Here is a 22,643-nt window from a genome sequence, read left to right as displayed (position 1 = left end):
CGGGCCGGACGGTGCCGCAGTACGTTGGGCCGCACATGGCCACGACGTCGCTCGATCACACGGTCGCCAAGCTCGACGAGATCGTCGACGAGTCGTGCGCCGCCGCCAGCTACCTGGCGGTGTTCCCCGCGATGTACCGGAGTGTCACCAGCGCGGTGCGAGACGCGGTACGTTCCGGCGGCTTCTTCGACGACGACGCCCGCCTCGAGGAGCTGACCGTCGTGTTCGCCGACCTCTACCTCGACGCCTACGACCGTCACCGCTCGAAAGGCGAGCCGCCCGCCTGCTGGACGCTCGCCTTCGAGATCGCAGAAGCCACGCGCCGGCACATGATCCTGCAACATGTGTTGCTCGGCATGAACGCTCACATCAACCTCGACTTGGGTGTCGCCGCGGCGCAGGTGAGCGGGGGACGTCTCCCGCCCCTGTACGCCGACTTCGTCCGCGTGAACGAGATCCTCTTCCAGATCCTCGACGGGCTGCAGGGAGGTCTCGGCGCCGTCTCGCCTCGCATGTCCCTGCTCGACAGGCTCGGTGGGAGTTGGGACGAGACGTTCATGCGGATCGGCATCAGGATGGGGCGCGACCTGGCCTGGAGCCTCGCCAACCGGCTGTGTGAGGTCCCCGATGCTTCCGCCGAAGTGACGGAGCGCGACGGAGACGCCACCTGGCTCGGCAGGGCCATCGTCCGAGGATGGAGCCCGATGCACCTCGTCGGCAGGTTCATCGCGTCGGCCGAGTCGACCTCGATAGACGAGATCGTCGCCGCCCTCACCGTCGACCGGGTCGACCTCGATCAGGCTTCGCGAGCGGCCGCCGACGACGTGAATCGAGCCCCTAACGAAGAGCATCGCCTGCGCGTCGTGGCCAAGCGACGAAGGCGATCCGTCAGGCGTGCTGTTCCTGAGACGCCCTGAGGCCCACGAGCCGGTAGGCGGTCACCGGCTGCGTCCGCCCCTTCAGCTCGAGCTCTCCGAGCGGCTCGACGACGCCTGCTTCCCCGATCGCCTGCCTGGTCGTCTCCCCGATGACGACGTTGCCGGTCCACGCAACTCCTTCGAGCCTGGCGGCGACGTTGATCGTGTCGCCCATCACGTTGAAGCTGCGGATCTCGTCGCTGCCGACGTTGCCGACGAGCGCCGGGCCCGTGTTGATGCCGATTCGGAACCGGGGCATGTCGTCGCCGGGCGCCACCTCGAGCATGGCGTCTTGAATGCGCAGCGCCGCTCGGCAGGCGCGCAAGGCGTGGTCGTCCTGACGGTTGGGGGTGTTGAAGACGGCGAGCATGGCATCGCCGATGAATTGCACGACAGTGCCGCCCTCCTCGAGCACGATGGGCACCGAAGTCGCGAAGTAGCGGTTGAGGAGCTCGACGATCACCACGGGGTCCGATTGCTCGGAGAACCGGGTGAAGCCGCGCAGGTCGGCGAACAGGGCAGTCGTCTCGATCACCCGCCCGCCGAGGCGCGCCTCGTTCGGATCGGCGAGCAGCGCCGCCGCCACCTCGGGCGACATGTACTGGCGGAACAGGCTCTCCACCTGGCCATAGAGCCGCGAGTTCTCGAGGGCGATGGAGATCTCGGCTGTCAAGATCTCGAATATGGAACGGTCGGCGTCACTGAACTCGCCGATCGGCCTCCGGAACTCGGCGACACCCGCCTGTATGCCCTTGATGAGGATCGGGAAGGCGGCGACATCGCCGCCTTCACTCCAGTCCCCGCTGGTGAGCTCGGGTAGGAAGGCGACGAGGCCCTCCTCCGACTGCCCGATCCTGATGGCGTCCGGTGCGAAAGCCGTTCCGATGATCGCCACGATGCGTTCGAGAAGCTCGTTCTCCGGGAGCTTCACCGGCGAGGCCGCTCCGACCTCGGCGAGCACCGCCAGCCTCCTGCCATGCTCTTGCTCGTTGGCGAGCGCCTCGGCGGCACGAGAGAGCACCTCCGTCTGGCGCTCGGTCAGGTCGAAGCGTGCTGCCAGGCCTGCGGCGATCCTGTCGATCTCCTCACGGGTCAACGCGCCGATCTGGGATCTGTGGAGCGCCGCCGTCAGCTCGGTGAGGGCGCTGCCGTACTGGGTACGAATCGCCGCCGCCGTCGCCTCGGTGCTGATCGCGTTGAACAGCCCGGCGGACGAGCCTTCCCGGCGGTACTGCACGAACGCCGAGTACAGGAAGAACCCGAAGCCGGCCGTCATGAGTATGTGCCAGAGCCACCACGACAGCTGCCAGTTGGGCGCGAACACGACTGTGACCATGGCCTCGGCGAGGAGAGCGGAGGCGGTGATCAATGCGATGAGCATCACGGCGGGCCGCCTCAGGTGGATCCGCAGATACCCGGCCGCGGCGATGGCGTAGAGCGCGATCGCGCCCATGGCGACAACGGCGAGCGGTCCATCCACCTCCGTCTCCGCCGGGAGGAAGTCGAGGGGAGGGAGGCCGAGAAGCGACGCGGCCGCCCACGCGACCATGATGGCGAGGAGGCCGGCCCGAAGACGCGGTGCCCGGCCGACGAGCTTGCGCTGGCGCTCCTCGGAGAAGTCGGCGGCCGACACTGCGAGGAGCACCGCCGCTATCGCCAGACCGATCGGCGTTGCCACCTCGAATCCGACATTCGCCTCGTCGAGCACGACGCCGGGGGTGGCGACGGCGTGCAGGAAGAGGAATCCGGCGCTGGCGACGAAGGCCAGCGAGACGAGCAGCAGCCGTGCGTCGCCCCTGGCACACGCTGCCCAGTGCATGCGAAACCCGAGGAGCACATTGACGGCGGCGACTCCGAGCACGAGCCAGAAGTGACTCGAGTGGTGCTCCCACCGAACGTCGAGGTCCGGCCTGACGAGGAGCAGCCACAACGCCAGCAGGGGAAGGGCCATGTGCAGGGCCCACACGCCGGTTCGCACGGCGCCCCCCGTGGCGCGCCCGGCACGGCTGTCCTTGCTGGTCACGTGCTGATCCTACGCGCCATCGGGTATCGGTCCTGCGGAGGAGGACGCGCCGACTCCGCCCTTCACTACGATCGGGCGGATGCCCGGCCCAGTCGAGGAGGATCAGTGAGCGCATCGGTGCCGAGCGACATCGACATCGCCAGGGATGCCACCCTGCAGCCGATCGCGGCCGTCGCCGAGCGGATCGGGCTGCTCCCCGACGAGTTGATCCCATACGGCTCGTCGAAGGCCAAGGTGCATCTCGACGCCCTCAAGCGAATCGGGCACCTGGCGCGAGGCAAGTACGTAGACGTCACGGCCATCACGCCGACACCGCTGGGCGAGGGCAAGACCACGACCACGATCGGGCTCACCCAGGGCCTCGGAAGACTCGGGCACGAGGCGATCGCCTGCATCAGGCAGCCCTCGATGGGGCCGACATTCGGCATCAAGGGCGGCGCCGCCGGCGGGGGGTACAGCCAGGTGATCCCGATGGACGAGTTCAACCTCCACCTGACGGGGGACATCCATGCCATCGGAGCGGCGCACAACCTGGTGGCTGCGGCCATCGACGCCCGCTGGTACCACGAGGGCAGGATGACCGACGAAGCCCTGGCGGGCGCCGGTCTGCGGAGGCTCGACATCGACGAGTTCAACGTGCAATGGAACCGCGTCGTCGACGTCAACGACCGCGCCTTGCGCAACGTGATCGTCGGGCTCGGGGGCCGCGCCGAGGGCATGCCGCGACAGACGGGCTTTGACATCACCGTCGCCTCCGAGCTCATGGCGATCCTCGCCCTCGTGGACGGGGACTCTGCTGCGAGCGCCCTTCGCAACCTCAGGGAGCGGGTCGGGAGGGTCGTGTTCGGAGTCGCGAAGAGCGGCAAGCCGCTCTCGCTCGAGGACCTCGGGATCGCGGGAGCGGTCACGGTTCTCATGAAGGACGCCCTGCACCCGACCATCATGCAGACCCTCGAAGGACAGGCGGCGTTCGTCCACGCCGGCCCGTTCGCCAACATCGCCCACGGCAACTCGTCGATCCTCGCCGACCGTATCGCTCTCCACCTCGGCGATTACGTGATCACGGAGTCGGGTTTCGGTGCCGACATGGGCATGGAGAAGTTCATGGACATCAAGTGCAGGACGTCCGGCCTCCACCCCGACTGTGTCGTGCTCGTCGCCACCGTCCGAGCCCTGAAGACCCACGGCGGAGGCCCGCGGGTCGTGCTGGGCAGGCCGCTCGACAAGGCGTACACCGAGGAGAACCTCTCCCTCCTCCAGGCAGGGCTGCCGAACCTGCTGGCACACATCAAGAACGTCAAGCGATTCGGTGTGCCGGTCGTGGTGGCCATCAATGCCTTCCCGACGGACGCAACGGCCGAGATGAACCTGATCCGTCAGGCGGCCCTCGAGGCGGGCGCCTCCGACGCCGTCGTCGCCAATCACTGGTCACAAGGCGGCGCAGGGGCAACCGACCTGGCGTCGGCGGTCGTCAAGGCGTGCGATGAAGCGAACGAGTGGGCGCCGCTGTATCCGCTCAACATGTCGATCAAGCAGAAGATCGAGATCATCGCCAAGGAGATGTACGGGGCGGCGGACGTCGAGTACTCACCGATCGCCGACGGGCAGATCGCCGAGTTCGAGAGGGCGGGTTTCGGGTACCTGCCGATCTGCATGGCCAAGACCCACCTGTCCATGAGCCACGACGCCAGCCTCAAGGGCGCTCCAAGCGGCTTCACCGTCCCGGTCCGCGAGGTGCGAGCTTCCGTCGGCGCCGGCTTCATCTACCCCCTCCTCGGTGAGATGAGGACCATGCCGGGATTCGGATCGACACCTGCATACCTCAATGTCGACATCGACGAGGACGGCAACGTTGTCGGCCTCTTCTGATCGGGTTGCCGGGTCGTGAGTGATCGTGAGGCCGGCACGGCTCGCCTGCTCGGCCACGTGGTGTACGAGCTCATTCCGATGAAGAGCACTCTCGCCGCCGCCGAGCATCTCCCCTTTGGGGCGGCCGTATCGGTGACCGCCTCGCCGGCCAAGGGGATGCTGGCGACGGTCGAGCTGTGCGAGGCGCTCGCCGGTCGGGGATTCCATGTGATCCCGCACCTGTCCGCCCGGCTCACGAAATCGGCGGGCGAGCTCGGCCAGATCGTCGAGAGGCTCGCAGGCCTCGGGCTCACCGATGCGTTCGTGGTCGGAGGCGATGGAGCCGACCCGGGGGACTTCCCCGACGCGCTCTCCCTTCTCGAGGCGCTCGCCGGCCTCGACCACTCCTTCACCCGGATCGGTGTCGCCGCCTACCCGGAAGGCCACCCGGTCATCGACGACGCCAGACTCCGGCAGGCGCTCCTCGACAAGCAGCCCCACGCCTCGTACATGACGACCCAGATGTGCTTCGACGCCGAACGCATCAGCACCTGGATCGGCGAGCAGCGCCTCGCCGGTATCGCCCTGCCCGTCGTGATCGGCGTCCCCGGGGTGATCGAGACCGCCAAGCTCGTGTCGATCGGTGCCCGCATCGGCGTCGGGACGTCGATGCGTCACCTCGCCAAGAACAGGAGAGCGCTGTGGCGCTTGCTCCGACCCGGCCGATACCGGCCACGCAAGCTCGTCGACGCTCTCGCCCGCATCGCCGCCGCCGACGAGCTCGACATCGCAGGGGTCCACGTTTTCACGTTCAACCAGGTCGAGGCGAGCGCCGCCTTCTACGAAGCAGCCAGGCGCTGACTTCGACGGGTGCCGTGCGGCCGCACCGGCGGTCAATGCCGCCGGCCGTGCCGCGGTATGATCAGGATGCCCCTTCACGGGGGGGCCGTGAAGCCAGCGAAGTCCCGGTGAGATCCCGGGCGCTGTCCCGCAGCTGTGATGCTCTCCTCGGAGAGCGAGCCAGATCGCCTGCCTTCCCGGCCACGAACGAGTCTCGGATGAAGGCGACTTCGTGCGGTCCCCGGACCATACGACCCACCCTTCATCCTCCCGCCGGGAGGATGTTTTGCGCTTCAGGAACCTCACCATCGGACTTGTGGTGCTGGCGGCGGCGTGCGGCGGTGCCGCAGCCACGACCACCGCCCCCCTGCAAGCGACGACCCCTGTGGTCACGACGACGGCCGGTGTGCCGAGCACGGCCCAGCCGTCGACGACCCAGGCGACGCCGACGACGGGGGCGGCAGACTTCCCGGTGACGATCGATGCGGACAACGGATCCATCACCATCGCCGCGGCACCGGCCGCCGTCGTGTCCCTGTCTGCCACGGCAACCGAGATCCTGTTCGCGATCGGGGCCGGCGATCAGGTCGTTGCCGTGGACGAGTTCTCGACATATCCCCCTGAGGCGCCGCTGACCGACCTGTCGGGCCTGACGCCGAACGTCGAGGCGATCTCCGTCTACGAGCCCGATTTGGTCGTCGTTTCGTTCGACCCCGGCGATCTCGTCTCGTCGCTCGAGGCACTTGGCATCCCGGTCGTCGTCCAGGGGGTGGCCGTCACCCTCGACGACACCCACCGTCAGATCGAGCACCTCGGCGCCGCCACCGGTCACGCACCTGAGGCGGCGGCGCTCAACGAGGCGTTGACCAGCGACCTGGCGGAGATCGCGGCGGCCCTGCCTGCCGAGGCGGCAGGTCTCACGTACTACCACGAACTCGGGCAAGACCTCTACTCGGCGACCTCGGCAACCTTCATCGGCCGGCTCTACGCATTGCTCGGGCTCGTGAACGTCGCAGACGGTGCGGACGAGGACGGTGCAGCATTCGGCTATCCGCAGCTCTCCGAGGAGTACCTGATCGAGGCGGATCCGGACCTCATCTTCCTGGCAGACACGGTCTGCTGTGGGCAATCAGCCGCCACGGTCGCCGAGCGTCCCGGGTGGGAGGCGATGCAAGCCGTTCGGAACGGCGCGGTGGTCGAGCTCGACGACGATGTCGCCTCACGCTGGGGGCCGAGGATCGTCGACCTCTTGCGGGCGGTGGGCGATGCGGTGAGATCCTTGCTGGAGAGCAAGTGAGCGAAGCATCGGGCACGCGGGTCGAGCCTCTCTCCCTGGCGGTGTCGGTCGGCGCCCTCCTCGTCGTGCTCACCATCGCCGTGCTGACCGGGCCGGCGAGCATCGGGTCCATGGGGGCGCTTCGGGAGCTGGCGGATCGGCTGCCTCTCGTTCAGGTCGACTCGGGCCTCACGGACCAGCAGGCGGCCATCCTCTGGCAGATCCGGATGCCCCGCATCGTTCTCGGCGTCATCGTCGGATCCATGCTGGCATTGGCGGGGACGGCTTATCAAGGCGTCTTCAGAAACGCCCTCGCCGACCCCTACCTGCTCGGCGTGGCGGCCGGCGCCGGCCTCGGGGCTACGATCGTGTTCGCCGCCAACGCCTCGGGTGGCCCGCTGCTCCCCGTGGGTGCGTTCGCCGGGGCGGTGCTCGCCGTCGCCGCCACGTACTCGTTGGGGCGCTCGGCCGGGGGCCGGTCGACTGCGACGCTGATCCTGGCCGGAGTCGCCGTGGCTGCGTTCTTCACCGCCGCCCAGACGTACATGCAGCAGCGGTCGGCGATCGACTTGCGAGCTCTCTACGGGTGGATCCTCGGCAGGCTCGCCACGACGGGGTGGTCCGAGGTGAGGGTCGCCGCCCCCTACGCCGTCGCCGCCGCCGCCGTGATCTTCTCGAGCCGGAGGATGCTCGACGTGCTCTCCCTCGACGATGAGGAAGCGGCGTCTCTCGGCGTGAGCCCCCCCGCCGTACGGCGCTGGGTGGTCCTCGCTGCGACGCTCGGCACCGCCGCCGTCGTGGCCGTCTCGGGCCTCATCGCTTTCGTCGGCATCATCGTGCCGCACACCGTGCGCCTCCTCGTCGGGACCAGCTACCGGCGGGTGGTCCCGCTCTCGGCGATCCTCGGGGCGGCTTTTCTCGTCGGGGCGGACGTGGCGGCGCGTTCGCTCGTGTCCCCGGCCGAGCTGCCCATCGGAGTCGTGACCGCCTTCCTCGGCGCTCCCTTCTTCCTCATCGTCCTCCGCTCGAACAAGAGGCTGGCATGACGTCTCTCACGGTTCGAGCGCTCGGCGTGGTTCGTGGGAAGCACCCCGTTCTGCGCGGCATCGATCTCGACGTGGCACCGGGAGAGTGGCTCGGGCTGATCGGGCCGAACGGCGCCGGCAAGTCGACCCTCCTCCAGACGCTCGCCGGAGGGCTCGACCATTCGGGAGAGATCGTGGTCGACGGCGAAGCGCTCGAGGCGATCGGAGCCAAGCGAAGGGCGAGGCTGTTCGCCTCGGTGCCGCAGGACCCGGTCGTGCCTCCGGGCATGCTCGTCTTCGACTACGTCATGCTCGGGAGGACCCCGCACCTGGGCCTGTTCGAGCGGGAGGGAGCGCGGGACGCCACCGCGGTGCGGGCCGCCCTGGATGCCCTCGACCTCGTCGACATCGCCGCCAGGCCCCTCGACACGCTCTCCGGCGGCCAGCTGCAGCGAGTTGTGATCGCACGCGCCCTTGCGCAGGCTGCTCCGGTGCTGCTGCTCGACGAGCCGACGTCGGCGCTCGACGTCGGCCATAGGGTGCAGGTCCTCGAGGAGGTCGAGGCGCTGCGGCGCCACAGGTCGCTGACGATCGTCGCCGCCTTGCACGACCTCACTCTCGCCGCCCAGTTCTGCGACCGACTCGTCCTTCTGTCGAACGGGACTGTGGCCGGCTCCGGGCCGGCGCGCTCGGTACTCACCGAGGACAACATTCGTCGTCATTACGGCGCAGACGTGACCGTGCTCGAGGGACCGGGAGGCACCGTCGTCGTCATCCCGCTGAGGCGGCACCATGCAGGCGACCGAGAGGAGGCCACCAGATGACCCACACGCCACCGACGAGCGCTCCGGAGCCGCGACCACGGCGGGCAGCTTCCGTCGTCATCGTCAACACGGGAGACGGGAAGGGGAAGTCGACCGCCGCCTTCGGCACGGCCATGCGGGCCGTCGCCAGGGGCTGGCGGGTCGGGGTGATCCAGTTCATCAAGTCCGGGAAGTGGAAGGTCGGCGAGGAAGAGGTCGCCGGCCGCCTCGGCGTCGATTGGTGGGCGCTGGGAGACGGGTTCACGTGGGACTCCGAGGACCTCGGCGAGTCCCAGGCGATCGCCCAGGAGGCGTGGCGCCTCGCCAAGGAGAAACTGGCAGGTGGCGAGTACGAGATGGTCATCCTCGACGAGATCACGTACCCCATGAACTGGGGGTGGATCGCGACGGAGGACGTCGTCGATGCGCTCCGGCACCGCCCCGAGAAGGTGAACGTGATCCTGACGGGTCGGGACGCCCCGGCCGAGCTGATCGAGGTCGCAGACACGGTGACCGAGATGCGCATGGTGAAGCACGCCTACGAAGCGGGTATCACGGCGAGCCGCGGTATCGACTACTGATGGGCCCGGTGAGGCGCCCCCCACATGTCGTTTGAGGCGTTCCTGCTCGTCGCTGCCGTCCTGCTGGTGGACGTGCTGGTCGGCGACCCTCGCTATCGCCTCCACCCGATCCGGCTCATCGGGTCGTTCATCGGTGGTGGCGAGCGACTGCTCCGCTCCCGCGGCTGGAACGGGTACGCCGGCGGCGTTGCCCTGCTCCTGGTGTCGGTCGCGGTGGCCGCTGGCGCTGCGGCCGGTGTGCTGTCGGTGTTGTGGGCGGTCTCCGCAGTCGCAGGGTGGATCGCCTATGTCGTCCTGGGCGCTCACCTCGTCGCGGTGCGAGACCTGGCAGGCCATGGGCTGGCGATCGGCCGAGCCGCCGACGCAGGCGACCTCGGCGAGGCGCGCGCCGCCACGGGCATGCTCGTCGGGAGAGACACCGAGAGGCTCGACGCAGCGGGCTGCAACCGGGCGGCGATCGAGAGCCTGGGAGAGAATCTGACCGACAGCGTGGTCGCCCCTCTCTTCTACTTCACGTTGTTCGGGCTCCTCGGTCTGCTGGCTTTCAAGGTGGTGAGCACGGCGGACTCGATGGTCGGGTACAAGTCGGAGCGGTTCCGCCGGGTCGGCTGGGCGAGCGCCCGGGCCGACGACGTGCTCGCATTCGTTCCGGCCCGGCTGACGTGGCTCCTCGTCGTCTTGGCGGCCGCCGTCCTTCCCGGCATGTCCGGGAGGGACGCCGCCCGGTGCGGCGTGCGGCAGCACGCGCTGGTACCCGGCCCGAACGCCGGGTGGAGCGAAGCATCCACCGCCGGGGCGCTCCGCCTCCGCCTCGTCGGCGACGTGTGGCGTGACGGCGTGAAGGTCGTGGACGGGATCTGGCTCGGTCGTGAAGAGGACAGGGAGGCGGCGACGCTGTCGGACGTCCGACGTGCCGTCCTGCTGATCGGAGTGACTACGTTCCTGTTCATGGTCGTCGCCTTTCTGGTGCTCGCAGTCGCGGGTGTCGTGCCCTGGCCGGAGCGGTTGCTCGCCCCGTGGCCCCCCTTCGGGAGCACTGCATGAGCGGGGAAGGCGCCATTCCCGCCGGGGCGATCACGCTCGGCGCCGCGGAGACATTCACGATCTGGCGCACGGGCAAGGTCGTCGGGGTCTCGCTCGCCGAACCGCACGACGTGCTGTCGACGTCCTCGGTCAACGGTGGCAGTCGCTCCGGGCTGCGGCACCTCGTCAACGAACAGATGTGTGAGGGCACCGGCGACGACCGGGCACACGCCAAGCTCACCGAGCTCGGAGTCTCCGGATATCACGATGCGGTGTGCGCCTCCCTCGGGCTCGACCCCGCCGAGGTGGCACTCATGGGGACCGCCGCCCAGATGCAGTACGTGGCGATCGAGCGGTCTTCCTTCAGGGAGATCACGGTCACCGCGGTCGTCACTGCAGGAGTGGCGACGAACGCCGCGACGGCAGGCGACCCCGGCCCGTGGTATGAGGAGCCGGAAGACTTCTCGAACGTGGCTGGCACGATCAACACGATCCTGGTCTCGAACATCGGCCTGTCGTCCGGGGCACTCGCCAGGTCGGTCGGGCTGCTCACCGAGGCGAAGACGGCGGCGCTCAACGAGCTGGCGGTCCCGAGCAAGTCATCCGACCGGCTGGCGACCGGCACCGGGACGGACCAGTTCTGCGTAGCCGCTCCGGCGCACGGCGCCAGGAGGCTGCAATGGGCCGGCCATCACACCAAGCTCGGCGAGCTCATCGGCGTGTCCGTTCGCAACGCAACGCTCGAGGCGGTCCGGTGGCAGAACGGGCTCGAGCCGTCCCTGACGCGCAACCTGTTCCACGCGCTCGGGCGCCATGGGTTCACCGATCCGCAGCTCACCGATGCAGTCGTCGGCCTGCTCGACGATGCCGGGGGCCGCCTCTTCGCCGCCAACGTCGAGTCGATCGTCAACGACCCGCAAGTGGCGGCAAGTGCCTACGCCGTCGCCACACTGCTGGACCGACGGCGTGCCGGCACGCTCTCGGCGGACTCGGCGGACGAGGCGATACTGAACCAGTGCGCCCTGCTGGCGGTGGCGGTCTCCAATCGCCCCGACGTCTTCGCCGTGGCGCGTGCCGAGCTCGAGTCGGCGCTGCGTGACGTGGCGCGTCAGGTCCCGGCGGCGATCGCCATCGGCTGGCGCCTCAAGTGGACGTGAACGAAGCGTCTCGCGCCATGCCGTCCCACCATGCGCCGAGCTCGTCGGCGAGAGCCAGCTTCACGGTGGGCGGCGCCCATGAGGCCTCGATGGCGTTCTCGGCGAGCCGCTGGATGGTGGCGTCGCCGTACCCGAGCCCGTAGAGCGCCTCGAGGTCTCCCGCAACCGAGTTGTGGAACATGGCAGGGTCGTCCGAGCTGATGGTGACCATGGCGCCGACGTCGATCAGGGTCCGAACAGGATGCGTGTCCCAAGAGTCGGCCACACCGGTCGCCAGGTTCGAGCTCGGGCACACCTCGAGCGGCACGTTCCCGTTCACCAGGCGAAAGAGGACTTCAGGGTCCTCGACGGCGCGGATTCCGTGGCCGATCCGGTCGACGCCGAGATGGTCGAGGGCGCCGCGCACGCTCGCCGCCCCGGCGGCTTCGCCGGCGTGAGCGCTGAGGCGGAGGCCCGACCGGCGGGCCCTGGAGTACACGGCGGCAAAGGGCTCCGGGGGAAACTCGGCTTCGGACCCACCGATCGTGATCCCGACGATGCCTGCGTCGGGTGCCACGTCGATGACGGCGTCGAGCGTCCGTTCGGCTCGCTGTGGTCCCTTGTCCCGCACGAGGTCGGCGACGAGGCCGACACGGACGTGCGGAATGCGGTCCAACCCGCGACGGATCGCCATGGCGAGCTCGTCCGGCGCCAGGTCGAACCGAGCGAAGTCGGAAGGGGAGTACGAAGCCTCGGCGTACACGATTCGCTGTGATGCGAGACTGGCGGCGACGGCCTCGGCGGCCGCCTGGAAGGCGTCGTAGGAGTCGAGGAACTGGTTCATCCAGATCCAGGTCTCGATGAAGTGGGCGAAGTCGCGGTACTCGTACCGGCGGACGAGCGCCTCTAGGTCGGGGACGTCCGGGTGCCCGCCGCGCCCTTCGATGAGCTCCCACATCGTGGCGACGGGGATGGCGCCCTCGAGGTGCAGGTGGAGCTCCACCTTCGGCATGGACTCGAAGCGCATCCGGGGATTCTCGCTCGTCCGGCAGCGCCATCATCCCGGTGCCGCTGGGAACCCTTCGACGTGCCGCCGCCGGGACGTGAGCCGGGGCCGCCGTACTACCTTCTCGGCCAAGGAGGCGAGAGCATGGGTCTTCAAGGCACGAGCACTGCTGAGTGGTTCGAGCGGGCGGGCAAGGTCCTCGTCGGCGGGGTGTCGAGCGGGTTCCGGTACTGGGGCCCCGACGACACGATGGTCATCGATCGCGGCGAGGGCGCATACGTCTGGGACATGGACGGCAAGCGCTACATCGACTACCAACTCGGGTTCGGGCCGATCGTGCTCGGCCACGCCGAGCCTTCCGTCGTGGACGCAGTCGTGGCCGCCGCGAAGTCCGGGACGACGTTCGCCATGACGACGGCGGGCGAGGTCGAGGCCGCCGAGAAGGTGCAGGCATCGGTCGGATACGTCGAGGCCATGCGCTTCACGAACACGGGAACCGAGGCGACGATGCATGCCGTCCGGCTGGCGCGTGCCGTGACCGGTCGCGATCTCGTCCTCAAGTTCGAGGGCTGCTACCACGGTGCCCACGATTACGTCCTGTTCTCCACCCCCGGTGGCCCGACGGACGGCCTCGGTTCGAGACGGTCGCCCATGCCTTTGCAGGCGTCGTCCGGGATCCCGGCCGCCATCGGACCCCTGGTGCGCACCGCGCCCTTCAACGACATCGAGGCCGTCGCCCGGATCTTGGCCGACGAGGGGCGGTCGGTCGCCGCCATCCTCGTCGAACCGGCGCTCGGCAACTGCTTCGGCATCTACCCGGCTCCCGGCTTTCTCGAGGGCCTGCGCGACCTGGCGACGGAGCATGGCTGCGTGCTCGTTTTCGACGAGGTGAAGACCGGATTCCGCTTCGCCCTCGGGGGCGCCGAGGAGGTCTTCGGCGTCGCCCCCGACATCGGCACGTTCGCCAAGTCGATGGGCAACGGGTTCCCCGTCGCCGCCATCGGGGGGCGGCGGGAGGTCTTGGATGCCTGGAGCGAAGGGGGAATCGTCCAGGCCGGCACCTATTCGGGGAACGGCATCGCCGCAGCGGCCGTGTCGGCCACGATCGATGTGCTGTCGACGGGAGAGCCGCACGCCAGGATCGACAAGGTCGGTCGCCTGCTCATGGAGGGGCTGGCGGCCGTCTGTGCCGACAGGGGAGTTCCCGCCCACGTCATCGGCCATCCGGCGATGTTCGGGCTGGTCTTCTCGGACGAGCCGCCCGCAGACTTTCGGGACACCGCAGACCACGACGCCGGCCTCTACGAGACCGTGATCAGGGCGATGGTGCGGCGCGGGGTGATGCCGAACGACGACGGCCTCGAGCCGTGGTTCGTGTCGGCTGCGCACACGGAGGAGGACGCCGCAACCACTCTCCAGGCGTTCCAGGAGGCGCTCGAGGAGGCGCTCGGCTAGCGAAGCGACCCGACGAGGAGCGTATCGCCGACGTCGTTCTGGACGAGGATGAGCATGCCGTCGTCGCCGACTGCCGCTCCGCTCACCCGTCGTGTGGACCCGGGGGCGATCGCCACCGGGTAGAAGGCGCCCAGCGGCTGCCAGGTCTCGCCGTCGACGGACATGAGCAACGGCCCGGAGACGGTGTGGTGGTCGATCTTCGGCTTGGCGACCGCGACGATGCCATGCGGGCCGGCGAAGGCGGTCTCGAGCCGCAGACCCTCGATCTCCTCCCAAGCGCCTCCTATCAGACGCCTCACGGACGACGAAGGTCGACAGGCCGTGATGGCCACGCTCCCAGGCACGCACGAGGCGTCGACCGCGAGGTTGGCGTAGACGGTCTCGCCGACCACCCACAGAGCCTCGACTACGGATGCGCCCGGCAGCGTGAGCTGGGCCGCTTGGTCCCAGGTCACCCCGTCGTCGGAGCGGGCAGCGATCCCGTTCGTTCGGTCGAGCATCAGGAACCACGAGTCCGTCGCAGTGATGATCGGATCGACGATCCCGACGTCCCTCGGGTCGAACACTCTCGTCGCCGTCCCAGCCTCGTATCGCCACGTGGAGATCCCGGTGGCGCTGTCGGCGTGATCCGTGTTGCCGACGATCAGTGTCACGCCGGCGCGCGACGCCGCCGAAGTGGCGTAGGCGCGCGTCCCCTCGGGACGCTCGAGGTCGATGGGCAGGAGTCCCGTGCCCGTCCACTCCCACAGGGCCTCACCCGAAGGGTCCGAGACGATGGTGTGGTCGGCGGCGCCTAGGAACCTGGTGAGCTCGGCGTCGGTCTCCGGGATGTTCCCCGTCCACGTCTGCCCGTCCTGCGAGGTGAACAGCGCCCACGTCGAGCTGGTCCGTTGCTGGAGGGCCACGTATCCACGGCCGTCGTAGGTCACGTCGGGATATGTGGCGGCGGGGTCGTCCCCCGGGCCGCTCGTCGACCAAGGGTAGAACTGCATCGACCCGAACGGCGTGCTTGCCTCGTATGGAGACGCCGCCTGGTGGGACGCGGCGGCGTACTGGCGAGCGAGGCGCAGCTGGCGCCTGGCTGCTGCCCTCGTCAGCGCAGGGTCGACCACGAACGAGCCGTCGCCGGCCAGGCTGCCGAACGTCGGGGCGAACCGCAGGGGATCGGTCCACAGCACCCACTCGGCGAGCTGGAGGAGCGGATGCTCCTCGTTGCCCGTCACCGAGACGTACGTGATGCCCCCGTCGCTCACGTGGGCCACGAGCGTCCCATGGACGAAGCCCATCAGGCCGAGGCGCTCGAGGACGGCGGAGGTCGCCAGGTACCCGCACCTCACCCTTGTGAGGCCGGCCTCGAAGTCGTGGGTGCCCGAGCACTGCGTCAGGGTCACGTCGAGCCGGGTGACGGCGGCGAACTCGAGCGTGTCCGAAACGGCGGCCGTGCGCACTCGCCTGCCGCTGTCGCTCACCCAGTGGGGGATCATCGGCCCGATCCCGGGGAGGCCTCGGATCTCCAGCGTCGCCGGGTCGTCCTTGGCGAGCAGATCGACGAGGTCGTTCGCCGTTCCCGAGCCGTTGAGCGCCGCCACCAGCCGGTCGACCTTGTCGAGGCCCGCTGCGATCTCCTCCGATGTCCTCCACACCCCTCGGAGCGCCACCGTCGACTCGCCGTCCTCGGCGACGATGAGAGCAACGTCGGCGAGGCGGGTCGCCACCAGCGTTCCTGCTCCCGTCCCGGTGACGACCGACTCGCGCCACGTCGTCCCGCTGTCCTTCGACGTCCACGTGAGAGGGCGCGACCGGGCGACGCCTTCGACGCCCGAGACGACGACTCTTTCGCCGAAGGCCGCTACGTGTGTTGCACGCTCCAGGCCGCCGATCTCGAGGGGCCGTCCCGGAGACATCGATCCCCCGCAAGTCCCTTCCGGTTGGCCGTATGGAGTGCAGCCGTATACCACGTGGACGCCGTCCCGATCGACCGCCCTCACCAAGACGTCGCCGAGGTCGGTCTCGATGACCGTCCCGGTGGTCACCTCGAAGCGCTCCCCCCCGACCTCGACGATCGCCGTGGGGGTGTCGTCGTCGAGCGGCAGCGCCATGGCTGCGATCACGATGGTGACGCCTGCCCCCTCGCCGGGGAGAGTCTCCCGCCAGCTCTTCCCGTCGATCGACCGCCAGATGGCGGCGCGCGATCCCTCGCCGGTGCCGATGGCTCCGACGGCGATCAGGGTGTCACCCGCCGCGGCAACGGCGCTCAGGTCGCCGAGGCGCAACGAGATCGAGCCCGGCAAGCCGGTCGATTCGGTGGCGACCGGCTCCCAGTCGGCGCCGTCGAAACTCGTCCAGATGGCGGGGCGGCAGCCCGTCTCGATGCACTGGGCGCCGACTGCGTACACGACACCGTCGTGGACGACGACGTCTGAGACGCTGCCCGGGATGGTCCCCACCAGGCTCCAGCCGTTCTCCGGCGACCCGAGCCAGCTGGTCGACGTGACAGCATCGCCAGACGGTTCACCTAACGAATCGCCAGACGGCGCCTGCCGCCCGAGCACCAGCCAGGCGTCACCGAGACGGACGGTTGCGACGAGCTCTGCGGCGGACAACTCCGGCTCGATGCCGACGAGCTCGAGCTGCGGGACGAGTGGGGGCCGCCAAACGGCGGCGCGCCCCCGGCTCTGGCCGATTGCGATGATGTCGCCGGGGGTGGCGCCGTTCGTCGAGAGGACATCGATCGACCCGGGCTCGTCGGCACCCCCCACCGCCACGCTCCGCCACTGGATCCCGTCCGGCGAGCGCCACGCCGCCGGGGCGCCTTCGAGCGAGCCGACCGCGAGATACAGCCCGCCGAGCTGGACGATGTCGTTGACGACCGCCTCGCTGCCGAGCGATGCGGCCGCCCATGAGATCATCCCGCCGCTCTCCTCCGGGGCCTGCAGCACGACGGCAACCCGACCGGGTGCGATGGTCGGTGGGGCCTGCGCGGCGGGCGGCGTGGTGGTGCCGGGTGGCCCCGGCTCGTCGGTTCCGGCTGCCAGGGCGACGAGCCAGGCAGCCGCCAAGGCGAAGAAGGCGAGCGCCACCGGCAAGAACCGATGCGGCCTCGGGGGCGGCTGCCCTTGCGGTGGCGGCTGCGAGACCCGGGGCAGACCGTCCGCGATCGGATCGAGGACACGCACCTTGGACCCATCACCGCCGAGGTCGCGCTGCGCTCTCACCGCTGAATGATCCGGCCCGGGCCGAGGTTTGGCAAGCGCGCCGGCAGCAGGTCAACGCTGCGCCAGTATGTGGAACAGCTCGGCGTCCGTCTCGAACGCCAGCGGAGGCAGGTCGTCGAGCGGGAAGAATCGCGCATCTGTTGCATCGTCGCCGGCCGCCAGCTCCCCTCCTACGACGCGGCACGCGAACCAGATCCCGATCGTCAGCTTCTCGGGGTCGTGGAAATTGGACGCCACGTGGATCACGTCGCCGATCTCGGCGACCAGGCCGGTCTCTTCCAGCAGCTCCCGGGCAGCCGCGGCGCGCACCTCCTCGCCGTAGTCGACGAATCCCGCAGGCACGGACCACCTGCCGGGTCTCGACGCTCCCTCGCCACGTTTCACGAGCAGCACCCTGGCAGCCTCGTCCCTGACGACGACGGCGGCGCCCACCCCCGGGTTGCGGAAGTGGACGTAACCGCACCCCGGGCAGCGCCTCCTGGGCTCGCCCTCGACCGTGACGGTCTCGAGTGCGTGTGCGCAATGCGGGCAATACGTGAACTCTCCCGGCCAGACGTGATCGGCATGGTCGGTCGGGGGAGTGGTCACCCTCGACAGCATACGAACCACATGCCGATCTCCCGGCAGCCGTCACGCGCCATGGCTTCCACCCTTCGTGATCGGCGAGGTCCACGGCTGACATCCCACGCGAAGTCGTTCCACGAGCCGTCAATGGGCCGTCAATGGGAAGGGTCAACTGCCTGCTCACGAGTGCCGATAGCTCATCGAGGCTTTCGGAGCTCGTGCTTCGACAGAGCAGGCACACGTGCCGAGCTCCGTCGTGGCATCCCCGCTCCTGGGGCCGGAGCACGCTAACGAGGATCGGTACTTGGCGAATCGAATGGTCTCCGTCGATTCGACACCGCTGCATCGCGGTCTGTTCGACGCGGCCCAGGTTGCTCTGATCGTGGTCGACGAGAACCTCCGCATCGTGGAGTGCAACCGCACCGCCCTCGACGTCTTCGGGCCCACCGTAGGCGAACGCTCGCTGCTCGGCATCGTCGCTCCGGCGAGCACGGACGACCTCGCCCACGCCTTGAGGAGGACCATCGAGAGCGGCGATCCGGAGACGCTCAGCGTGACGTGCGCGGGCGCCGACGGCACCCTCATCCCGGTCGACATCGCTGCCTCGCGGTTCGAGCTCGAAGGCCGGTATGTCCTGTCCGTGGTCCTACAGGACCGCTCATCCGACCTCGCAACGCTGCGGCGGCTCGACGCCGAGCAGGAGCTGTTCCGCACGCTCTTCATGACGGCGCCCGTCGCCATGCGAGAGGAGGACTTCTCGGCCGTCGGCTCGTGGTTCGATGACCTGCGGGCGGCAGGCGTCACCGACATCGCGCCGTACATCGACTCTCACGAGGCCGAGTTCCATGCCGCCATCGGGAGCATCAGGACGAGCCGGGTCAATCCCGCCTTCTCCAAGCTCATGAAATCGGAGGAGATGGACGAGCTCCACGCCTCCTTCCGACCCAAGAAGTTCACGGCGGAGACGCTCGAGTCGTTCCGGCGCCAATTCATCACGATCTGGAACGGAGGCTCCGCCCACGAAGCCGAGTTCATCGGATACAACAAGAAGGGCGAGCCCTTCGAGGCGTTCGTGACGGTCAACATCCACCGTGTCGACGGCCAGCTCGACCTGTCCCGAGTGGTGGTCGCCTTCTTGGACCTCACCGAGATCCGCAAGAACCAGCGCAGCCTCGAGCAGCTCGTGGCGGACAAGGACCGGTTCATCGCCTCCGTCAGCCACGAGCTGCGCACGCCGCTCGCCGCAGTGCTCGGATTGAGCGACGAGCTGTCGAACCGCTGGGAGCAGTTCAGCCAGGCCGAGGCGCACACCTTGGTCGGAGTGATCGCCGAGCAGAGCTCGGACCTCGCCAGCCTCGTCGAGGACCTCCTCGTCGCCGCCAAGATGGACATGGGCGAGCTCGCCGTCCACAGCCACGTCATCGAGCTCACCGATCAGGTCGAGGCGACGATCGGCGAAGCGACGAGGGCCGGGAACCTGCCACGGCGCCCCTCGGTCGTCGGCGACCCGACCTGGGTGGTGGCCGACCCGATCCGGGTCCGTCAGATCGTTCGGAACCTCCTCACGAACGCCGGCCGGTATGGCGGCGACAACGTCGAGGTCAGGATCGACATGGGTGCCGAGTCCGCCGCCCGCATCTCGGTGTGCGACGACGGCCCCGGTGTGCCGACGGAGGACCGCGAGCGGATATTCGAGGCGTACCAGCGCTCGCGCGAGCAGGACGCCCATCTGGGAGCGCTCGGGCTCGGCCTCACGATATCGAGGCAGCTGGCCCGGCTGATGCACGGCGACCTGACGTACGCCTACACGGACGACCAGAGCATCTTCACGCTCTCGTTGCCGACGACGAGCACACTCGGCGCGTCCTGACCCTCGTCGGCGTTCCAAGGCCGAGGGCTACCATCGACGCTTCGCCCAGCCGGAGGCTCCATTGTTCGATCACGCGCAAGCGGCCGTGGAAGGCGCGCTGGCTGCTGGTGCGGCGTACGCAGATGCGCGTGTCGTGGCAACCCGCGACGAGTCGATCGACGTCCAGAACGAAGCAGTCGAGTCGGCCGGTCACTCCGAGTCGGTCGGCCTCGGGGTCAGGGCACTCATCGGGTCGTCTTGGGGCTTCTTCGCGATCGACGACTTGACTGCGGCAGCCTCCAGGGGAGCGGGCGAGCGAGCCGCCGAGATCGCCAGGGCATCGGCACTCGTCGCCGGCCCTCCGCTCGACCTCGCGGACGTCCCGATCGTGGAAGCCGAGTACGTCACGCCGGTCGAGGTGCACCCCTTCGACGTGCCGCTCTCTGAGAAGGTCGACATGCTCCTCGACCTCACGAAGACGATGGCCGGGGTGCGTGGGGTGGCGCTCGCCAGGGCAAGCCTCGCCTTCTGGGACACCAGCAAGTGGTTCGTGTCCTCTCAGGGCCATCGCATCCACCAGCACATCGTCGAATCCGGCGGCGGCTTCGACGCCACAGCCATCTCGGATGCCGAGACCCAGCGTCGCAGCTATCCGCAGTCTTTCGGTCAGTACGAGACGGGGGGTTTCGAAGTCGTCAGGCAGTGGGACTTCCCAGGGCACGCCGGGCGGGTCGCCGAGGAAGCCGCCCAGCTTCTCTCGGCACCGGAGCTCGAGGAAGGTGAGAAGCAGCTCATCCTGGAGGGTTCGCAGCTCGCCCTCCAGATCCACGAGTCGGTCGGCCATGCCATCGAGCTCGATCGGATCCTCGGCTGGGAGGCCGCCTTCGCGGGGACGTCACATCTCGAGCTGCCGAAGCTCCATACCCACCGCTACGGCTCACCGCTCATGAACATCACCGCAGACGCGACCCTGCCCGGGGCGCTGGGGACGTTCGGCTTCGACGACGAGGGGACCCCCGCCCAGCGGGTCGACATCGTTCGAGACGGCGTGTGGGTCGGGGTTCTCTCCGGGCGCGACTCCGCTTCCATCGCCAACCTGCTCCCCGGGGGGATGGTGCGTGCCGACGGCTACAACCGCCTTCCGATGGTTCGCATGACGAACGTCGGGCTGGTCCCCGGCGAGGGCACCTTGGACGAGATCATCGCCGACACCGAGGATGGCGTCTACATGGCGACGAACCGCTCGTGGTCGATCGACGACACGAGGCTCAACTTCCAGTTCGGCTGCGAGGTCGGGTGGGAGGTGAAGAACGGCAGGCTCGGGCGGATGGTCAAGAACCCGACCTACACCGGGATCACACCGCAGTTCTGGGGAACCATGGACCGGCTGGCCGGCGAGACCGAGTGGGTCCACTGGGGGACACCGAACTGCGGCAAGGGCCAGCCGATGCAAGTGGCGCACACGGGCCACTCGGCGGCACCGGGACGCTTCGCCTCCGTGAGGGTCGGGGTGAAGGCATGACGAGGACCGCCGCCATTGCGGAGAGGGTGCTCGAGCACGTTGGCGACGAGGCCGAGGCGGAAGTGGTGGTGACCGCCGGCACGGACGGGCTCACCCGTTTCGCCAACTCGTTCATCCATCAGAACGTGGCCGAAGAGGGGGTGAGCATTCGGCTCCGGGTCGCCGTCGACCAGAGGGTTGGCTCGGCGACGATGACCGGTGCAGACGACGGCGTCGTCGGGCGCTTCGTCGAGCGGGCAATCGCAGCCGCAGCTCTCCAACCGGTCGACCACGACTGGCCGGGCTTGGCGACGTCGGGTGATGTCACGATCCCTGGTCACGAGGACGAGGCGACCAAGTCGTGCGGCCCCGGCGAGCGCGCCGAGCTCGTGAAAGCCTTCATCGACGCCGGGCAGGGCCTCAATGCAGCCGGCTACTGCCAGACGATCGCCAACGAGGTGGCGTTTGCCAACAGTGCCGGCCACGTCGCCGGCGCCTCGTACACGCAGGCGACCCTCGACGGGATCCACCGGACGAGCACCTCGGCCGGATCGGGGCACGCTACTTCGGCGCGCATCGCAGACATCGATGCAGCGGCCGTCGGGGGACTGGCGGCGCGGCGCGCCCGCGACGGCGAAGGCGGATACGACGTGAAGCCGGGCGAGTACGAGGTCGTCCTGGCGCCGGAGTGCGTCGCCACGATCGCCGTCTTCCTCGCCGGCTACGGCTTCAACGCCAAGGCGCACATCGAGGGCCAGTCGTTCGCCAGGCTCGGTGACCAGCAATTCGACGAGAAGCTGCACCTCGTCGACGATGCAGGGCGCCTCGGGGCGGTCGGGTTCGGGTTCGACGTCGAGGGGACGCCGAAGGGGCAGGTCCACCTCGTCTCGTCGGGCGTCACGTCGGGGCTGGCGCACGACCGGCGCACGGCCGCCAAGGCGGGCGAGCGCTCGACCGGCCACGCCGTCCCGGGAGGAGAGGTCTTCGGGCCGTTCCCCCTGAACGTGTTCGTCGAAGGGGGCGCCGCCTCGGTCGACGACATGATCGCCTCGGTCGACCGGGGGCTCTACGTGGCGACGTTCAACTACTGCAGGGTCCTCGACCCGAAGACCCTGGCCGTCACCGGGCTCACCCGCAACGGCACGTTCATGATCGAGAATGGTGTGATCACGGGGGCGGTGACGAACATGAGGTTCACGCAGAGCTTCGTGGCGGCGCTCGGGCCCGGCCGGCTGCTGGGGCTGGGCGACGACGGCAGGCTCGCCGATTCCGAGTTCGGCCCTGCCGTGATCCATGCCCCTTCGCTCCGCCTGGCGTCGTGGCACTTCACCGGCGGCGCAGCAGGCTGAGATGTCCCGGCGGGACAAGCTCGTGCCCATCGCCGAGTTCTCGGACAGGGAGGCCGCCGAGGTGGCGTGGGCTCGTCTCGCCGAGGCGGGCATCCCGGCGAATATCGAGTCCGACCCAGGGCCTTTCGGTGGTCGCCGGCTGGTGCGCGTCTACGTGGCACGCAGCCGCTCGGATGAGGGTCAGCGCCTCATCGCAGACCTGGTGAGATGACCCGGCACGGGGGCCATGTGG

The 22,643-nt window shown here is 69.0% G+C and carries 18 protein-coding genes; 14 read left to right on the top strand and 4 right to left on the bottom strand.

Features of this window, described 5'->3' with window-relative positions; all coding sequences use genetic code 11:
- Positions 1-35: 35 nt before the first annotated feature.
- Positions 36-917 (top strand): DUF5995 family protein, encoded by an 882-nt coding sequence (locus tag VGC47_04620; protein HEX9854576.1) that lies wholly within the window; start codon positions 36-38, stop codon positions 915-917.
- On the opposite strand, the gene VGC47_04615 is transcribed toward VGC47_04620, so the two are convergent.
- Entirely contained in the window at positions 889-2,940 is a 2,052-nt protein-coding gene (locus VGC47_04615; GenBank protein ID HEX9854575.1) for an adenylate/guanylate cyclase domain-containing protein, read from the bottom strand. The genes VGC47_04620 and VGC47_04615 overlap by 29 nt on opposite strands.
- Positions 2,941-3,045: 105 nt before the next feature.
- On the opposite strand from VGC47_04615, the gene VGC47_04610 reads away from it, so the two are divergent.
- The 8 genes from VGC47_04610 to VGC47_04575 all read left to right on the top strand — a co-directional run bounded on the left by VGC47_04610 (position 3,046) and on the right by VGC47_04575 (position 11,493).
- The gene (locus VGC47_04610; GenBank protein HEX9854574.1) at positions 3,046-4,809 is read left to right on the top strand and encodes a formate--tetrahydrofolate ligase; all 1,764 of its coding nucleotides are present in this window, start codon (positions 3,046-3,048) and stop codon (positions 4,807-4,809) included.
- Positions 4,810-4,824: 15 nt separating this feature from the next.
- Positions 4,825-5,649: a methylenetetrahydrofolate reductase gene (locus VGC47_04605; protein HEX9854573.1), complete on the top strand. Its 825-nt coding sequence runs from the start codon at positions 4,825-4,827 to the stop codon at positions 5,647-5,649.
- A 265-nt stretch (positions 5,650-5,914) separates the two neighbouring features.
- Positions 5,915-6,925, top strand: coding sequence for a helical backbone metal receptor (locus VGC47_04600; GenBank protein ID HEX9854572.1), 1,011 nt, complete (start codon positions 5,915-5,917; stop codon positions 6,923-6,925).
- Positions 6,922-7,950 (top strand): iron ABC transporter permease, encoded by a 1,029-nt coding sequence (locus tag VGC47_04595; GenBank protein HEX9854571.1) that lies wholly within the window; start codon positions 6,922-6,924, stop codon positions 7,948-7,950. The genes VGC47_04600 and VGC47_04595 overlap by 4 nt, the downstream gene beginning before the upstream one ends.
- Complete coding sequence (locus VGC47_04590) at positions 7,947-8,753, top strand: ABC transporter ATP-binding protein (GenBank protein HEX9854570.1); 807 nt, start codon at positions 7,947-7,949, stop codon at positions 8,751-8,753. The genes VGC47_04595 and VGC47_04590 overlap by 4 nt, the downstream gene beginning before the upstream one ends.
- Positions 8,750-9,313 (top strand): cob(I)yrinic acid a,c-diamide adenosyltransferase, encoded by a 564-nt coding sequence (cobO, locus tag VGC47_04585; GenBank protein ID HEX9854569.1) that lies wholly within the window; start codon positions 8,750-8,752, stop codon positions 9,311-9,313. Before VGC47_04590 ends, cobO begins: the two co-directional genes overlap by 4 nt.
- A 24-nt stretch (positions 9,314-9,337) precedes the next feature.
- The gene (gene cbiB, locus VGC47_04580) at positions 9,338-10,357 is read left to right on the top strand and encodes an adenosylcobinamide-phosphate synthase CbiB (protein HEX9854568.1); all 1,020 of its coding nucleotides are present in this window, start codon (positions 9,338-9,340) and stop codon (positions 10,355-10,357) included.
- A complete protein-coding gene (locus VGC47_04575) occupies positions 10,354-11,493 on the top strand; it encodes an adenosylcobinamide amidohydrolase (protein ID HEX9854567.1) in 1,140 nt (379 codons plus the stop codon). The genes cbiB and VGC47_04575 overlap by 4 nt, the downstream gene beginning before the upstream one ends.
- On the opposite strand, the gene add is transcribed toward VGC47_04575, so the two are convergent.
- Positions 11,480-12,499, bottom strand: a complete 1,020-nt coding sequence (add, locus tag VGC47_04570; GenBank protein ID HEX9854566.1) for an adenosine deaminase — start codon at positions 12,497-12,499, stop codon at positions 11,480-11,482. The genes VGC47_04575 and add overlap by 14 nt on opposite strands.
- 123 nt (positions 12,500-12,622) lie before the next feature.
- Between add and VGC47_04565 the strand changes: the two genes are divergently transcribed.
- On the top strand, positions 12,623-13,933 hold the full coding sequence (locus VGC47_04565) for an aspartate aminotransferase family protein (protein HEX9854565.1): 1,311 nt from the start codon (positions 12,623-12,625) through the stop codon (positions 13,931-13,933).
- Here the strand turns inward: VGC47_04565 and VGC47_04560 are convergent.
- Positions 13,930-17,148: a hypothetical protein gene (locus tag VGC47_04560; GenBank protein ID HEX9854564.1), complete on the bottom strand. Its 3,219-nt coding sequence runs from the start codon at positions 17,146-17,148 to the stop codon at positions 13,930-13,932. The two genes, VGC47_04565 and VGC47_04560, sit on opposite strands and share 4 nt — an antisense overlap.
- Positions 17,149-17,199: 51 nt before the next feature.
- On the bottom strand, positions 17,200-17,736 hold the full coding sequence (locus VGC47_04555) for an NUDIX hydrolase (GenBank protein ID HEX9854563.1): 537 nt from the start codon (positions 17,734-17,736) through the stop codon (positions 17,200-17,202).
- A gap of 280 nt (positions 17,737-18,016) precedes the next feature.
- Here VGC47_04555 and VGC47_04550 point away from each other — a divergent pair, with 280 nt between their 5' ends.
- From VGC47_04550 to VGC47_04535, 4 genes are all read left to right on the top strand, one after another.
- Positions 18,017-19,582: an ATP-binding protein gene (locus VGC47_04550; protein HEX9854562.1), complete on the top strand. Its 1,566-nt coding sequence runs from the start codon at positions 18,017-18,019 to the stop codon at positions 19,580-19,582.
- A 61-nt stretch (positions 19,583-19,643) separates the two neighbouring features.
- Positions 19,644-21,083, top strand: a complete 1,440-nt coding sequence (locus VGC47_04545; protein ID HEX9854561.1) for a TldD/PmbA family protein — start codon at positions 19,644-19,646, stop codon at positions 21,081-21,083.
- Positions 21,080-22,411, top strand: a complete 1,332-nt coding sequence (locus VGC47_04540; protein HEX9854560.1) for a metallopeptidase TldD-related protein — start codon at positions 21,080-21,082, stop codon at positions 22,409-22,411. The genes VGC47_04545 and VGC47_04540 overlap by 4 nt, the downstream gene beginning before the upstream one ends.
- A gap of 1 nt (position 22,412) precedes the next feature.
- Entirely contained in the window at positions 22,413-22,622 is a 210-nt protein-coding gene (locus tag VGC47_04535) for an SPOR domain-containing protein (protein HEX9854559.1), read from the top strand.
- The last annotated feature ends 21 nt before the right edge of the window (positions 22,623-22,643 follow it).

It is taken from the genome of Acidimicrobiia bacterium, assembly GCA_036396535.1.
In the GTDB taxonomy this organism is placed as follows: Bacteria; Actinomycetota; Acidimicrobiia; order Spongiisociales; family UBA5794; genus DASWKR01.
The sequence above is the reverse complement of the archived record's forward strand: the minus strand, read 5'-3'. Positions and strand labels throughout refer to the sequence as shown.